Annotated in this window: 14 protein-coding genes; 8 read left to right on the top strand and 6 right to left on the bottom strand. The window is 46.7% G+C overall.

Annotation, left to right across the window (positions count from 1 at the left end; genetic code table 11):
- The first annotated feature begins 97 nt into the window (after positions 1–97).
- The 8 genes from ACYRYY_RS09290 (at position 98) to ACYRYY_RS09255 (ending at position 8,071) form a co-directional block, all read left to right on the top strand.
- Positions 98–2,239, top strand: a complete 2,142-nt coding sequence (locus ACYRYY_RS09290; RefSeq protein ID WP_460215319.1) for an ATP-dependent helicase — start codon at positions 98–100, stop codon at positions 2,237–2,239.
- Positions 2,240–2,370: 131 nt separating this feature from the next.
- Positions 2,371–2,658: an Asp-tRNA(Asn)/Glu-tRNA(Gln) amidotransferase subunit GatC gene (gatC, locus tag ACYRYY_RS09285; protein WP_460215318.1), complete on the top strand. Its 288-nt coding sequence runs from the start codon at positions 2,371–2,373 to the stop codon at positions 2,656–2,658.
- Positions 2,659–2,779: 121 nt separating this feature from the next.
- Positions 2,780–4,243: an Asp-tRNA(Asn)/Glu-tRNA(Gln) amidotransferase subunit GatA gene (gene gatA, locus ACYRYY_RS09280; protein ID WP_460215317.1), complete on the top strand. Its 1,464-nt coding sequence runs from the start codon at positions 2,780–2,782 to the stop codon at positions 4,241–4,243.
- Positions 4,244–4,246: 3 nt separating this feature from the next.
- A complete protein-coding gene (gene gatB / locus ACYRYY_RS09275; protein ID WP_460215316.1) occupies positions 4,247–5,686 on the top strand; it encodes an Asp-tRNA(Asn)/Glu-tRNA(Gln) amidotransferase subunit GatB in 1,440 nt (479 codons plus the stop codon).
- Positions 5,687–5,778: 92 nt separating this feature from the next.
- Positions 5,779–6,183, top strand: coding sequence for a methylmalonyl-CoA epimerase (mce, locus tag ACYRYY_RS09270; RefSeq protein WP_460215315.1), 405 nt, complete (start codon positions 5,779–5,781; stop codon positions 6,181–6,183).
- A gap of 3 nt (positions 6,184–6,186) precedes the next feature.
- The gene (locus tag ACYRYY_RS09265) at positions 6,187–6,459 is read left to right on the top strand and encodes a LysO family transporter (protein ID WP_460215314.1); all 273 of its coding nucleotides are present in this window, start codon (positions 6,187–6,189) and stop codon (positions 6,457–6,459) included.
- Positions 6,453–7,046: a LysO family transporter gene (locus tag ACYRYY_RS09260; RefSeq protein WP_460215313.1), complete on the top strand. Its 594-nt coding sequence runs from the start codon at positions 6,453–6,455 to the stop codon at positions 7,044–7,046. The genes ACYRYY_RS09265 and ACYRYY_RS09260 overlap by 7 nt, the downstream gene beginning before the upstream one ends.
- A 92-nt stretch (positions 7,047–7,138) precedes the next feature.
- Positions 7,139–8,071, top strand: a complete 933-nt coding sequence (locus ACYRYY_RS09255) for a hypothetical protein (RefSeq protein ID WP_460215312.1) — start codon at positions 7,139–7,141, stop codon at positions 8,069–8,071.
- Positions 8,072–8,116: 45 nt separating this feature from the next.
- On the opposite strand, the gene ACYRYY_RS09250 is transcribed toward ACYRYY_RS09255, so the two are convergent.
- The 6 genes from ACYRYY_RS09250 to tig all read right to left on the bottom strand — a co-directional run bounded on the left by ACYRYY_RS09250 (position 8,117) and on the right by tig (position 14,890).
- Complete coding sequence (locus tag ACYRYY_RS09250) at positions 8,117–8,797, bottom strand: hypothetical protein (protein WP_460215311.1); 681 nt, start codon at positions 8,795–8,797, stop codon at positions 8,117–8,119.
- Positions 8,798–8,965: 168 nt separating this feature from the next.
- Positions 8,966–9,193: a 30S ribosomal protein S21 gene (gene rpsU / locus ACYRYY_RS09245; RefSeq protein WP_265820736.1), complete on the bottom strand. Its 228-nt coding sequence runs from the start codon at positions 9,191–9,193 to the stop codon at positions 8,966–8,968.
- Positions 9,194–9,200: 7 nt separating this feature from the next.
- On the bottom strand, positions 9,201–11,510 hold the full coding sequence (lon, locus tag ACYRYY_RS09240; RefSeq protein ID WP_460215310.1) for an endopeptidase La: 2,310 nt from the start codon (positions 11,508–11,510) through the stop codon (positions 9,201–9,203).
- Between the two features lie 43 nt (positions 11,511–11,553).
- Positions 11,554–12,789: an ATP-dependent Clp protease ATP-binding subunit ClpX gene (gene clpX / locus ACYRYY_RS09235; RefSeq protein WP_460215309.1), complete on the bottom strand. Its 1,236-nt coding sequence runs from the start codon at positions 12,787–12,789 to the stop codon at positions 11,554–11,556.
- 143 nt (positions 12,790–12,932) lie between these two features.
- Positions 12,933–13,529 carry an ATP-dependent Clp endopeptidase proteolytic subunit ClpP gene (gene clpP, locus ACYRYY_RS09230; protein ID WP_460215308.1) on the bottom strand — a complete coding sequence of 199 codons (597 nt, stop codon included), beginning with the start codon at positions 13,527–13,529 and terminating at the stop codon, positions 12,933–12,935.
- 2 nt (positions 13,530–13,531) lie between these two features.
- Positions 13,532–14,890, bottom strand: a complete 1,359-nt coding sequence (gene tig, locus ACYRYY_RS09225) for a trigger factor (RefSeq protein WP_460215307.1) — start codon at positions 14,888–14,890, stop codon at positions 13,532–13,534.
- Positions 14,891–14,892 lie beyond the last annotated feature (2 nt).

The following is a 14,892-nucleotide window of genomic DNA, read 5'->3' as shown; positions in this document are numbered from 1 at the left end:
GATACCTGTTTATACCATATCATCAAAAAAAGGGTTCTTTTAATCTTCAGTTTTCCTTATAATTGAGCCTAATTAATTAAAAGGTGTCCGAATTATAATGATCAATTACAAAAATGAACTCAATCAAGGTCAGTATGAAGCTGTGGTGCGGACTGACAGCCCTCTTCTTGTCCTCGCCGGAGCAGGTACAGGGAAGACAAGGGTTATCACCTACCGCATAGCTTATCTCATAAATGAAATAGGCATAGAGCCCGAACGTATCCTCGCTGTTACATTTACAAATAAAGCGGCAGAGGAGATGAAACACCGACTCAGAGGACTTGTGGGTACTGCCGCAAGCTCTGTGTGGATGGGAACATTCCACAGCATATCCTTACGGATTCTCCGCAGGGACGGATCAGCAGTGGGTCTTAAGCCCGGCTTCGGGGTAATAGATCAGGATGACCGCATGGCGCTGTTCCGTGAAGTAATAAAAACCCTGAAAATTGACCATAAAAAATACCCGCCCAAGCAGTACATGAACAAGATAAGCTGGTTTAAGAACACTCCGCAGTATGTGGAAAAACAGATCCCAGATGCAGGCTCATTTCACAGGATTGACGAGGTATTCAGAGAATATCAGAAACGCCTTGATGAGCAGTTTCTCATAGACTTTGACGACATGCTCAGCCTGACGATCCGCATGTTTGAAGTGTCCGAAGAGGTGCGTCAGTATTATTCATCCATGTTTGAGCATATACTTGTAGATGAGTATCAGGATACAAACGCTATCCAGTTTATGTTCCTCCGCCTCCTTGCGGGCAGGAGCGGCAGAATATGTGTTGTTGGTGATGATGATCAGTCGATCTACGGCTGGCGGGGAGCGGATATACGCAATATCCTCGAATTTGACAAGCACTTTGAAGATGTGGAAGTTGTCAAACTCACCGAAAACTACCGCAGCACAGCGGATATAATAGCCAGAGCAAACACTCTGATAAAAAACAACGCCATGAGAAGGGGCAAGGAGCTTACCGCTCACCTTGAGGTCGAGGGAGCCCTTGAGCATCATTCCCTCCTGAATGAAACATCTGAAGCGGACTTCGTAACAAAAATGATCACCAAATACGCTGACGAAGGCGTAAGCTACGGTGACATGGCGGTTCTTTACCGCACCAACGCCCAGTCACGTAACTTTGAAGTAAACCTTAACAAAGTCGGCATACCTTACAAGGTTGTGGGCGGCACGGCTTTCTATCAGAGGCGTGAAATCAAGGATCTTTTAAGCTATCTGCGTTTCTTTGACAACAGCTTTGACAGCGTCTCCTTTTCCAGAAGCCTCACCACCCCCTCAAGGGGAATAGGTACAACAACCATTGATAAAATAAGAGATTTCGCTTCAAAGAACGCCGTAAGTCTAATCGAAGCAGTGAAGCAGATGTTCCCCTCATTCAGCAGAAACCAGCAGGAGGGCTTCAGGCAGTATGTGGGAATAATGGATCACCTCGCCTCCTTCACTAAGGTCAGCGATATGGTGAACGGCATCATAGAACGCACAGGCTACAAGAATTATGTTCTGGCAAACGAAAGTGAAGAGGAAGCCAAAAAGAGGATCGAAAACATACACGAACTTTACAACGCCGCAGTGGCTTTTGAGGAAACATCACCCGAAGGCACACTGACAGACTTTCTCGCCAGCACATCCTTAAGCACATCAACTGATGAGGCATCAGGGGACAGAGTCAGCTTGATGACGATCCACTCGGCAAAAGGGCTTGAGTTTGACACTGTGTTTCTTACAGGGCTTGAAAACGGGCTTTTTCCCCTTTACGGCAGTATAGATGAGCCGGAACAGCTTGAGGAGGAACGCAGACTCTGCTACGTGGGAATCACCAGAGCAAAGCGCAATCTTTACGTAACCTGCGCCGAATCCCGCATAATGTACGGTAACAGGACAGTGAGCGCACGCTCCTACTTTCTGGAGGAGATGGGCTTTGCCAAGGCTAAGGCATCCTTTACACCGTCCACACGCCAGTTTGACCGTTTTCAGCCGAAGGCAAGAAAACCTATGCAGCCTCAGGGCAAGGAAGCATCCTCCAACTCAAAGGCAGGAAAAAAGGTTCGCCATGAGAAATTCGGTGACGGTATAGTAATAAGCACCAGCGGTGAAGGCGCTTCGGAGAAAGCGGAAGTGTTCTTCAAAAACGCCGGAGGGCTTAAAAAAATCGTCACAGCCTTCCTGACCTTCGTTGATGAATGAAAAACTTGAAAATACAGCACAGATAAGGGTATAATGCTGTTTTTGCGGTATTATAAAGAGCAGTCTGCCCTTAAACCGGCACCGCAAAATTGCAGAAAATAATAAACTAACCATAACAAGGGGTTATACAGATGTCCATAACCGATAAAGACGTAAGGCACATAGCCAAGCTTGCCCGTCTGAAAGTTGAAGACGGCGAAGTGGAGAAGCTTGCCGGAGAACTCGGCTCGATTCTCAATTACATACAGAAGCTTGAAGAGCTTGACGTGACGGGTGTTGAACCCACTTCCCACGTTCTTGATCTCTACAGCGTGACAAGAGCAGACGAGGCTAAGCCCTCTCTCGGCACAGAAAGAGCCCTCTTGAACGCTCCGGAAGCCGAACACGGTCACTTCAAGGTACCAAGGGTAATAGAATGATTGGTTCTGCTGAAAAAAACAAAAAATCCGGTTTCTTTGGAAGGAGTCTGAGGAAACCTTTCTTTAACGGAAAAGAAAGGTTTTTTCAGAAAAAAAGCCTTACTTTCAACATGGTGACAAAATGAACATTTTAAACATGACATTAAAAGAGATGAGTGCTGCTCTTCAGGAAAAGAAGCTTTCCTCCAAGGAGCTTGTTTCATTTTATCTGGACAGAATAAAGAAATATGACGGCGATGTGCAGGCGTTTCTTCATGTGAATGAAAATGCTCTGAAACAGGCAGAAGAGATTGACGCAAGAAGGGCAAGTGGCGAAGCTCTCCCTGCCCTTGCGGGTATTCCCATTGCGCTGAAGGATCTTATAGTCACTGATGATATGCCCACCACATGCTCATCCCGCATACTGAAAGACTTCCGTGCGCCTTATAACGCCACGGTGACAGACCTCGTGAAAAAAGAGGGGATGATTGTTCTCGGCAAACTCAGCATGGATGAATTTGCCATGGGTTCATCAAACGAAACCTCATACTATAAACAAACCCGCAACCCCTGGGATCTCACCCGTGTTCCGGGCGGCTCAAGCGGCGGTTCTGCGGCATCTGTTGCAGCGGGGCTCACACCTGTTGCACTGGGGAGCGACACAGGCGGCTCAATACGCCAGCCCGCATCACTCTGCGGTGTTGTGGGGCTTAAACCAACATACGGAACTGTTTCCCGTTTCGGACTCATCGCCTTCGCCTCCAGCCTTGACCAGATAGGCACATTCTCCCGCACTGCGGAGGACGGAGCTATGGTTCTTTCTGCAATAGCAGGGCATGACCCCAAGGATTCCACATCCGCACCGGTTGTAAGGAAGGACTACACGGCGGAACTCACAGGGGACATAAAAGGACTGAAAATAGGCATACCCACGGAATTCTTCGCTGAAGGGCTTGACCCTGTTGTGAAGGAGCGTGTGGAAGCGGGAATAGCAAAGCTTAAAGAGCTAGGCTGCGAACCTGTGGAAATCAGCATGCCCCATACGGACTATGCTGTTTCGGTTTACTATATAATAGCCACCGCAGAAGCATCAAGCAACCTTGCCCGCTTTGACGGTGTGAAGTACGGCTACAGAGCCGAAAGCGAAAACCTGTACGACATGTACACTGCAACCCGCTCCGAAGGCTTCGGACCGGAAGTAAAGCGCAGAATCATGCTCGGAACTTACGTTCTCAGTGCAGGATACTACGACGCATACTATATAAAAGCCCAGAAAGTACGCACCCTCATCAAGCAGGACTTTGAAAAGGCATTTGAGAAAGTGGACGCAATAATTTGCCCCACCTCTCCCTCCACTGCGTTTAAATTCGGCGAAAAATCATCCAACCCCCTTGAGATGTATTTGAGCGACATATACACCATCTCCCTGAACCTTTACGGCGGCTGCGGGCTCTCAGTCCCCTGCGGATTTGACAACAGCGGTCTCCCTGTGGGGATGCAGATCCTCGGCAAATACTTTGAGGAAGGGAAGATAATGAACATAGCCCACGCTTTCCAGCAGGCTTCCGGCGTATCAACAGATGTACCCGAAGGATTTAAAGGATAGATTATGAAATACGAAGCTGTCATAGGGCTTGAGGTACATGCTCAGCTCTCAACAAAATCAAAGATATTCTGCTCCTGCTCCACTGCCTTCGGAGCGGAAGCAAACTCTCAGGTATGCCCCATATGCCTCGGGATGCCCGGCACACTTCCGGTGCTGAACGAAAAGGTTGTGGAATACACAGTTAAGGCTGGTCTTGCCGTTGGCTGCCGCATTGCGGAAAAAAGCATATTCGCACGCAAGAACTACTTTTATCCGGATCTGCCCAAAAACTACCAGATCTCCCAGTACGAGCTGCCCACCTGCATAGGCGGTGAGATAAATGTTGAGCTTGAAGACGGAACAAAGAAAACAATAGGTCTTACCCGAATCCACATAGAAGAGGACGCCGGAAAATCGATACACGGTGAAAACCTCGGTTCAGCGGGTAACAGCTTTATCGACCTCAACCGTACCGGAACACCTCTTATGGAGATAGTTTCCGAGCCGGACATGAGATCAGGTGAAGAGGCGAGAGCCTACCTCACCAAGCTTAAATCAGTTTTGAAATACCTTGATATAGCAGACTGCAACATGGAAGAGGGCTCTCTCCGCTGCGATGCTAACGTATCTATCCGCCCTGTGGGTCAAAAAGAACTTGGCACAAAAGCAGAGATCAAAAACATGAACTCCTTCCGCAATGTGCAGAAGGCTATTGAATATGAAATACGCCGTCAGGAAAAGCTGCTGAACGAAGGCGGACGTGTTGTTCAGGAAACAAGGCTCTGGGACGCCGCCAAAGGCATCACCGTGTCCATGAGAAGCAAGGAAGAGGCTAACGACTACCGTTACTTCCCCGACCCTGACCTTGTGCCCATCGTGCTTGATGAGAAATATGTCGAAGCCGTGCGTGCGACTCTGCCGGAACTTCCTGACGCTAAGATGGCACGCTTCATGAATGAATACGCCCTACCGGAGCATGACGCCATAGCTCTCACCTCTGAAAAAGCATACGCCGACTACTTTGAGGAAGCACTCAAAGGGTTCAGCAACCCTAAAATGATCGCAAACTGGATTCTCTCCGAGGTGTTAAGCACCCTGAATGAGAAACAGTGCGGAATATTTGAGTCGGGCATCAGCCCTCTCCAGCTTGCTGAACTTGTAAGCCTCATAGACAGCGGCAAAATCAGCGGCAAAATAGCAAAAGACGTTTACAAAGCCGTAATAGATTCGGGCAAAAACCCTGCGAAGATCGTTGAAGAGCAGGGGCTCGTGCAGAACTCCGACTCCGGCGAGCTTGAAAAGATCGTACAGCAGGTTATAGACTCAAGCCCCGCAGAAGCTGAACGTTATAAAAACGGCGAAAAACGCCTTCAGGGCTTCTTTGTCGGTCAGGTTATGAAGCTTTCCAAAGGGAAAGCAAACCCCCAGATGGTTAACGAGATTATCGCAAAACTTCTGGGCTAGATAACAGGTTTTAAGGGGAGCTTTTCACGTAAAAGTTCCCCTTAAGAAGTACATAAAAAACTCACTGCAAATAAAACCACACAGGTGATTTTATGCTGGAAAAGATTGATCACATCGGAATAGCGGTTAAAAGTCTGGATGATGCGCTGAAATTTTACGGCGTTATGGGTGCGGGAGCCGACCACTTTGAAGAGGTTCCCACGCAGAAAGTTAAGGTTGCGTTCATAAATGTGGGTGGAGTAAATATCGAACTCCTTGAGCCCACATCGGATGAAAGCCCCATAGCAAAGTATATCGAGAAAAAGGGCGAAGGCATCCATCACATAGCCTACAAGGTTCCCTGTGTAAAGACAGCCCTTGATAAGCTCAAATCAGAAGGGATCAAGCTTATCGATGAAGAGCCTAAACCCGGCGCTCACGGCATGCAGATCGCCTTTGTTCACCCGAAAAGTGTAAACGGTGTGCTTACAGAGCTTTCCGAAGAGGGTGCGCATTAGTCTATGTTGTATTACATTCTGGCTGTTATCGCCGGGCTGATTCCGTCTCTTTTTCTGCCGGAGGGCTACCTTGGGCAGCTTCGGAGGCATCTTTTCACATTCAGTTTGGTGGGTTTATTGTTTTTTATGGGCGTTAATCTTGGTAAAGACCCGCATATCCTTGAAAAACTGGCGGATTTCGGACTTACATCCTTTCTGATATCTGTATTTGTAATAGTTTTCAGTGTGGTTTTTGTGTTGATATTTGTTCGTTTATTCGGAAAAAAAGAATGCTGATAATGCTTATTGCCTCCGTGTTCGCAGGGGCTTTTCTATCGTTCAACGGTCTGCTTCCTGATGTGCTTGTGAATAACAACGGCATACTTGTTGAGGCTATGCTCTACCTTATGCTGTTCCTCATCGGCTTCGATCTGGGTACTTCCCGAGCCGGGCTGAAAGCTACCCTCAAGCCGGACAGGTATCTGATTATTGTTCCCGCAGGAACAATAGTGGGCACAATAGCCGGCGGTTTTCTATGCTCGTTTGTAATCGATCTTTCCGCTATGGATTCAATGGCGGTGGCATCAGGCTTCGGCTGGTATTCTTTCTCTGCTGTTATTTTAGCCAAGGTAAAAAGCGCCGAACTGGGCGCAATCGCTTTTTTATCCAACGTAATAAGAGAGAGTCTGACGCTTGTAAGTGTTCCGTTTATAGCCAAATACTTTGGTCAGTACGCAGCAATAGCGCCGGGCGGCGCAACCACTATGGACGTGACTCTGCCTGTTATAGAGAAGTTCGCCGGACGGCGTGCCGCTCTCATCGGCTTTGTGCAGGGTGTTCTGCTCACAACCCTGACGCCTTTTATTATCCAGCTTTTTATTTAAAAGCTAAACTTTTATTCAGCTAATGCAATTATTCACATACGTTCTATAAACATCTCTGCTAGAATTATTTATATATCTAATAGAGGTGTGCTATGAAACTCTTCAGAATTTTATTTATAATCCTGCTGACATCATTACTTTTCGGCTGCGGCGGAAGCAGCTCTTCAGACAGCAGCGATGAAGGCAGCGGAAACTCGATCTATTCCATAAGCGACTTCGATGGCGAATGGTTTACAGCAGGCATCAAATCAACCGGCGGCGGACCTGCGCTTGTGAGCGGATACACTGTAATAAATGAGCAAGGTCAAACTGCCTCCACCACTGTTCCAGACAGAATAACAGGAGAAACACCGATTTACAGTCTTGAATTCCATGAAGATTTCTCCATTGTGTTCACTTCTCAAGAGCTTGAACACTACTATTCAGTCATGGACAGCAGCGGAAAAAGCGTCTTGCCCTTCTCCGGTTATGAAAACGGATATATTGGCGGGCTTGATGTCAGGCTGGGCACATCATATAATCTGGCTGATCTGACAGGAGCATGGTCTCTGTTCTCAATGAGTACGGACTATAACTGGCAGCTTAAAGGCACTATAACAATAACCGGTAATAGTTTCACCTTTACCGGAACAGAAACAGGGGATAATCCTGTTACAGTTTCCGGCACTCTGAACATAAGCAGTGACGGCGCCGTTACTTTGGATGGTTACGGCACATTCGCAGGGGCGCTGGATGCGGGAAAAACTGTAATAGCTGCCGTTAGCGAACATGACCCGTTCAAAGCTTCCACAGACAAAGCAGTGTACCTTCTCAAAACACCTTCATCAATAAACGGTTCCGATTTCGCAGGCAAATGGGGACATGTTTACACCTATTTCAAAGGCGACCACACATTCAGAATGTTCTACGGCGAGACAACCACAGGTTATGACTATGATCCTGCGGCATGTGCAGCCGATTCACACAAGAGCGTTGTGATATGTATGTACGAAGAATATATGGAGTTCCGCACTAAAGGACATTAGTAATAAATATGACTGATGCGGTGATGAGCTGCATCAGCCGTTATATCAGTTTCTTGAAATACTCAGAGCTATTGTTCCGTCTGCGCTGTTTATCATCATATTAGCATTAGGAGAAACATCCGCAAACTGAACATCATTGCTGGAATCATTGATGAGTGACAGAGTCACAGGGGCTGCGAAAACATCGATTATTCCAAACCCGCTTATTTGCCCTGTACTCAAGAGACTTACAACAGGATGAGAGTCCCCCTGGGATGAACTGAGAGTAAAGCCCACATCTGCTGTTGCAGTGTTTATTGCTCCGATAAGCCCGTCAGTGGATACATTCCAGTGAACTAGATATCTGTTTGTCTCATTAAAAGTCACAACACCTGTAACAGGGTTATAGCTTATATTTCCGGATGAGTACGAAACAGTATTAAACACAACATTGGAACTCACAGTCACACTCGCACCGCTTGAATAAGCCGGAGCGGCCAGAACATATGTCGCACCATCTGAGCCGTCAGCACCTGCAGTACCCTGCGGACCCTGTGGGCCCTGCACTCCTGCGACCCCCTGTATTCCCTGTTCACCCTGCGGACCTGCCGGTCCCTGTTCACCTTGCGGTCCTGCGGATCCCTGAATACCTGTTATACCCTGAGCGCCGTCACTTCCGTCGTCGCCCGTGCAGCCAAAAACTAATAATGTCAGAAGAACAAATAGAGTTATTGATAATTTCCTCATAAATGCCTCCGTTATTTGCTAACCAAATAGCAATAATTAGATCATACCATGTCTGTGAGAAAATTGATCGTTGATAAAGAAAAAAAGACTATATGAATTGATTAAAAAGCAAAGGCGGCACATTCAATGCGCCGCCTTAGGTATAAAGACCGTTCTACAACGGAAACTTTAATAGTACTTATACTTTTCCTGAAGCTTTCTCTGAAGCTTCTGCTGCTTCCTTCTGGCTTTGAGAAGTTTCTTCCTGCGGACTTCCGTAGGTTTCTCGTAGTAGGTGTGTTTTTTGATCTCTCTGATAAGACCTTCACGCTCTACTTTCTTCTTCAGAAGTTTGAGTGCGTAATCAACGTTATCGCCCTCAACCCTAACTGCTGCGTTAGTAGCCAAAGTAATCACATCCTTTTTATTTGATAATTACGGTTTCAAGCACCTGATCAATATTATCGACAAGATGGAACCGAGTTTCGTTTTTAACATCAGCCGGAATATCTGTCAAGTCCTTTTCATTAGCGGATGGAAGGATGATCTCCTTCACCCCTGCTCTGTGAGCTGCAAGAACTTTCTCTTTTATTCCGCCAACGGGAAGAACCCTGCCTCGAAGGGTTATCTCTCCGGTCATGGCTATGCGGCAGTTTACATCAAGCCCCGACAAAGCGGACATAAGTGCAGTTGTCATGGTTATCCCTGCGGATGGTCCGTCCTTCGGCACTGCGCCTTCCGGCACATGAAGGTGTATGTCATTGTCTTTGAACATATAAGCGGGTATTCCGAACTTATCCGCCCTGCTCTTCACCACAGACAGGGCAGTTCTGGCTGACTCGCTCATCACTTCGCCTAGCTTGCCTGTGAGCTCAAGCTTCCCGCCGCCGGGGAAGACAGATACCTCTATCTGAAGTATATCGCCCCCGTAAGGTGTCCACGCAAGTCCGGTGGCAATTCCCTTGTCCCTGTCTTCACGCAGCTGTTCATGGCGGAATCTCTTCTTGCCGAGCATTTTTTCAATCTCTGCTGCGTCTATCTTAACTGTCTTTCTTTTCTTATTCTGAACAAGTATCCTCGCCGCCTTGCGGATGGAAGATGCTATCTCCCTCTCAAGGGTACGAACCCCTGCTTCACGGGTGTAGCTTCTGATAATCTCCGTAACTGCGGAATCGGCTATCTTCACCTGTCCGGCATCAAGGCTGTGTTCCTCAAGCTGTTTAGGTATAAGGAAGTTTTTTGCTATGCTGAATTTTTCCTTCTCAGTGTACCCTGCAAGGCTGATTATCTCCATCCTGTCCAGAAGGGGAGCAGGAATGCTTTCAACACTGTTGGCGGTTGTGATAAACAGCACTTTGGAGAGGTCAAACTCCACTTCCATATAGTGATCCATAAAGGTGGAATTCTGTTCGGGATCAAGTGTCTCAAGGAGAGCACTTGAAGGATCGCCTCTGTAGTCAGAGCCGAGCTTGTCTATCTCATCCAGCAGGAAAACAGGATTCATACTGCCGGATTTCTTAATTGACTGTATGATCTTTCCGGGCAGAGCGCCGACATAGGTTCTTCTATGCCCCCTTATCTCTGCTTCATCTCTCATTCCGCCAAGGCTCATGCGGACAAACTTTCTGCCCATTGATTCGGCTATTGAGCGTGCGAGGGATGTTTTACCCACTCCGGGAGGGCCTGCAAAACAGATTATCGGTCCTTTCAGCTTTTTGGAAAGCGAACGCACCGCAAGGTATTCAAGGATGCGCTCCTTGGGTTTTTCCAGACCGAAATGATCACGGTTGAGGATGTCTTCTGCTCTGGTGATGTCAAGGTTGTCATCTGTAACCTTGCCCCAAGGCATGCTGATCAGCCAGTCGAGATAGTTTCTGGAAACAGTTGTTTCAGAACTCATAGCGGGCATGCTGCGGAACTTTTTAAGCTCCTTCATAGCCTTTTCCCGCACCTCGTCCGGCATGTCACAGTCTTTTATCTTCGCCTCAAGCTCATCCGCCTCGGCTTTGGGGTCTTCATCACGTCCCAGTTCTTTGTTAATAGCCTTTATCTGTTCACCCAAATAATATTCTCTCTGGGCTTTTGCCATCTGGGTTTTGACTTTTTTCTTTATTTTTTCATCAATGCGTATCAGCTCAATTTCGGTAAAAAGAGCTTCCATAACCCTTTCCACACGCTCTGTAAGGTTATTTATCTCAAGAATTTCCTGATGAACCTCATTTTTGACATGCACGCTTCCGGCTATCATCCAAGTGAGGGTTTCAAGATCGTTCATGTTTTTGATATTTTCACGAATACCCGGATCAACCTTGCCTGAGAGCTCTGCATATTCGTTAAACGCTTTCTGAAGCCCTGCCGTCATAGCTCCGGTGTTTTCGTACTCTTCATGCTCGACAATGGGGCGGACATCTGCATAGAGGCATTCCGGTTCGTCAAAGAACTTCTCAACCTTTCCTCTGGTGAGCCCCTCGACCAGAATTTTGATGGATCCGTCAGGAAGCTTAAGAACCTGAAGCACCTTTGCTATTGTGCCGATTTCGTTGAGGTCTTCCCATACGGGTTCATTTATAGAAAGGTCTTTCTGGAGTGTAAAGAATATGCGTCTGTCAGTGGATTCGGCTATATCAACAGCCTCGACCGATTTTTTCCTGCCGAGGAAGACGGGGGTAATCATACCGGGATAGATGACCATATCCCTCAGAGGGATAAGGGCGTATTGCTCACTTATGCTCACGTATTACACCTGTATGGAGGATTAAAAAGAAAAAAGAGACGGCTTAAGCCGTCTCCTTCTGATTTTCATAGATGATTATCGGTTTTGCTTTGCCTGCGATGACATCTTCATTCACCACACATTCTTTCACATTTTTGAGGGAGGGAACTTCATACATGATGTCCATCATAGCTTCCTCAAGGATTGAACGCAGACCCCTTGCCCCTGTCTTTCTGGAAAGAGCCTGTTTTGCAACGGCTTTAAGGGCGGAGTTGGTGAACTCAAGCTTGACACCGTCAAACTCGAACATCTCTTTATACTGACGGATAAGGGAGTTTTTAGGCTCCACAAGTATGCGGATAAGAGCGTCTTCGTTGAGGTCTTCCAGCGCCGCAGTAACAGGAAGCCTGCCTATGAACTCAGGTATGAGACCATACTTGCCGAGGTCTTCGGGGCGTACGTTCTTGAGCAGTTCATAGCGTTTCATTTCCCTTGTTTCGTCTATTTTAGAGCTGAAACCGAGGGTTTTCTCGCCCATTCTTCTTTTAACTATGTCCTCGATGCCTTCAAAAGCACCACCGCATATGAAGAGAATGTTTGATGTATCCACCTGAATATATTCCTGATTCGGGTGTTTGCGTCCGCCCTGCGGGGGAACATTTGCAGTTGTGCCTTCGATAATTTTAAGCAGTGCCTGCTGAACACCTTCACCGCTTACATCTCTTGTTATGGAAGGACTGTCTGTCTTTTTGGAGATTTTGTCTATCTCGTCGATGAAGATAATACCCTTCTGGGCACGCTCAACATCATAGTCAGCATTCTGAAGAAGCTTAAGGACAACATTTTCCACATCCTCACCCACGTAGCCTGCTTCCGTAAGAGTGGTGGCGTCTGCTATGGCGAAGGGAACATTAAGTATCTTCGCAAGGGTTCTGGCGAGAAGGGTCTTGCCGGTTCCTGTGGGACCAAGAAGAAGAATGTTGCTCTTTTCAAGCTCAACATCAGTCTTGCTGCCGTGGAGAATTCGTTTGTAGTGGTTGTGAACAGCAACGCTGAGAACCTTTTTAGCCTGAAGCTGACCGATAACATAGTCATCCAGCTTTTTGCTGAGTTCTCTGGGAGTAAGCAGGTTCAGGTCTTTTGTTCCCTGTTCCTCAAAGTTGTCTTCGCTTAAGATTTCGTTGCAGAGTTCTATGCATTCATTGCAGATATAGACTTCAGGACCTGCGATGAGTTTTTTGACCTCTTCCTGACTTTTGCCGCAGAAAGAGCAGTTGAGTGTTTCTTTATTTTTTTTCATAAAAGTACGCTCCCGTAAAAGGCGTCTTCCGCAGGCATTGCTACATACGGAAAGAGGCACGGTTTATAACAGCCGTGCCGCATTTTGATCAAAATACCTGCCTGCGGGCAAATTTCAACCTTATATTTTATATAAGACTAAAATCAGCCCCTTTTCACAATAACATCGTCAATGAGACCATATTCTTTAGCCTCATCACTGCTCATGAAAAAGTCACGGTCGGAGTCCTTCTCAAGTTCCTGTATGCTTTTACCGGAACGCTCGGAGAGGATTTCGTTAAGAAGCTTCTTCATGCGTCCCACTTCGCGGGCGTGAATTTCAATATCCGTTGCCTGTCCCTGAAAACCGCCGAGGGGCTGGTGAATCATAATCCTTGCGTTGGGAACGGCAAATCTTTTGCCTTTTGCTCCGCATGCGAGGAGTACAGCACCCATGCTTGCCGCCTGTCCCAGACATATGGTGGATACAGCAGGTTTTATATAGTTCATGGTATCCATAATCGCAAGTCCGCTGGTAATTACACCGCCGGGGCTGTTGATATAGAGGAATATGTCCTTCTCAGGGTCTTCAGCCTCAAGGAAGAGAAGCTGGGCGATGATAAGGTTTGCCACATTATCGTCAATAGGCGTACCGAGAAAGACAATTCTGTCTTTCAGGAGTCTTGAGTATATGTCGTAAGAGCGTTCCCCTCTGCCTGTCTGTTCAATGACAAAGGGGACGTAAGCGTTTGTTTCCTTCATAATTATTCTCCGGAGGCAGGCTCTTCGGCTTTCTCCTGTTCAGCTTTAAGTCTTGCCTCAACTTCTTCTTTTGTTACTTCTTTAATTGTAACATTATTTTTGCCGGCAAGGAAGGCTGTAACTTTATCAGTGTTTATGGAATTTCTAAGAGAATTCATGCCGTTATGTTTTTCAACTTCCGCCTTGTATTCCTCAGCAGTCATTTTGCTCATTGCGGCATATTTTTCGATTGTTTTTGCAACGTCTTCATCTGTCACAGTGAGTTCAAATTTCTCAGTAATGTGGTTAATGATAAGAGCGCCTTTAACCTGTTTTTCGGCTGTTGCCGTGTGCTGTTCGGCTATTTTTTCTTTAGTGATGCCGAAACGTGCAGGGTCCATTCCGTAGGACATATACTGCTGAAGAGTCTGGTCTGCAAGCCTGAAAGCCTGTTCCCTTACCATTGCAGCAGGAACATCAAAGGAGTTTTCCTCGATGATTTTTTCTATAATGTCATTGAGGAGTTTGTCATCCGCCTGACGCTCTGAGCTTTCCTCAAGTTCAGTTTTAATTGTTTCTTTGAGATCAGCGAAGCTCTCGAATTTTTCATCAACATCCTTAGCGAATTCATCATCAAGTTCGGGAAGAACCTTTGCCTTGATTTCTTTCATAGTAATGCCGAAAGTGACAGGCTGACCGGCAAGGCTGGGTTCGTGGTACTGTTCGGGGAAAGTAACTTCGATGTCTTTCTGTTCGCCGGTTTTCATGCCCACAACCTGAGCCTCAAATCCGGGGATGAATGCGCCGGAGCCTATTTCAAGGGAGTAGTTCTGCGCCGTGGCAGAGGGGATAACTTCGCCGTCTTTACGCCCTTCAAAGTCGATAACGGTCATATCGCCTTCCTGAACTGCTCTGTCTTCAACAGGCTCATAGCTTACCTGATTTTTTCTGATGTTTTCGATAACCTGCTCAACATCATCCTCTTTAACGATGATTTTCTCCTTAACGAAGTCGAAGCCTTCAAGCTTTGTAACATCTATTGTGGGGAAAACATCTACGAATGCTTTATATGAGATAGGCTCACCGTCTTCAAACTTAACATCTTTGATTTCGGGAGCGCCAAGGGCTTTGATATCTTCTTTCTGGATTGCTTCAAAAACAGATTCGTTTATGAGTTTTTCAAGAGCCTGAACTCTGATTGCGTGTCCGTGTTCTTTGAGGATTTTGTCTTTGGGAGCCTTGCCCTGTCTGAAGCCTGCAACCTTGGCTTTCTGAGCAACCTTTTTATATTCGGATTCAAAAACCTGATCGAATTTTTCCACAGCAAGCTCTACAGAAAGCTCCTTCTGGGACTTTTCAGCGTCTTTTACTTCAACTTTCATTG

This window comes from Geovibrio sp. ADMFC3, assembly GCF_054687035.1.
Note: the sequence above shows the minus strand (reverse complement) of the source record. Positions and strands in the feature narration are given on the sequence as shown.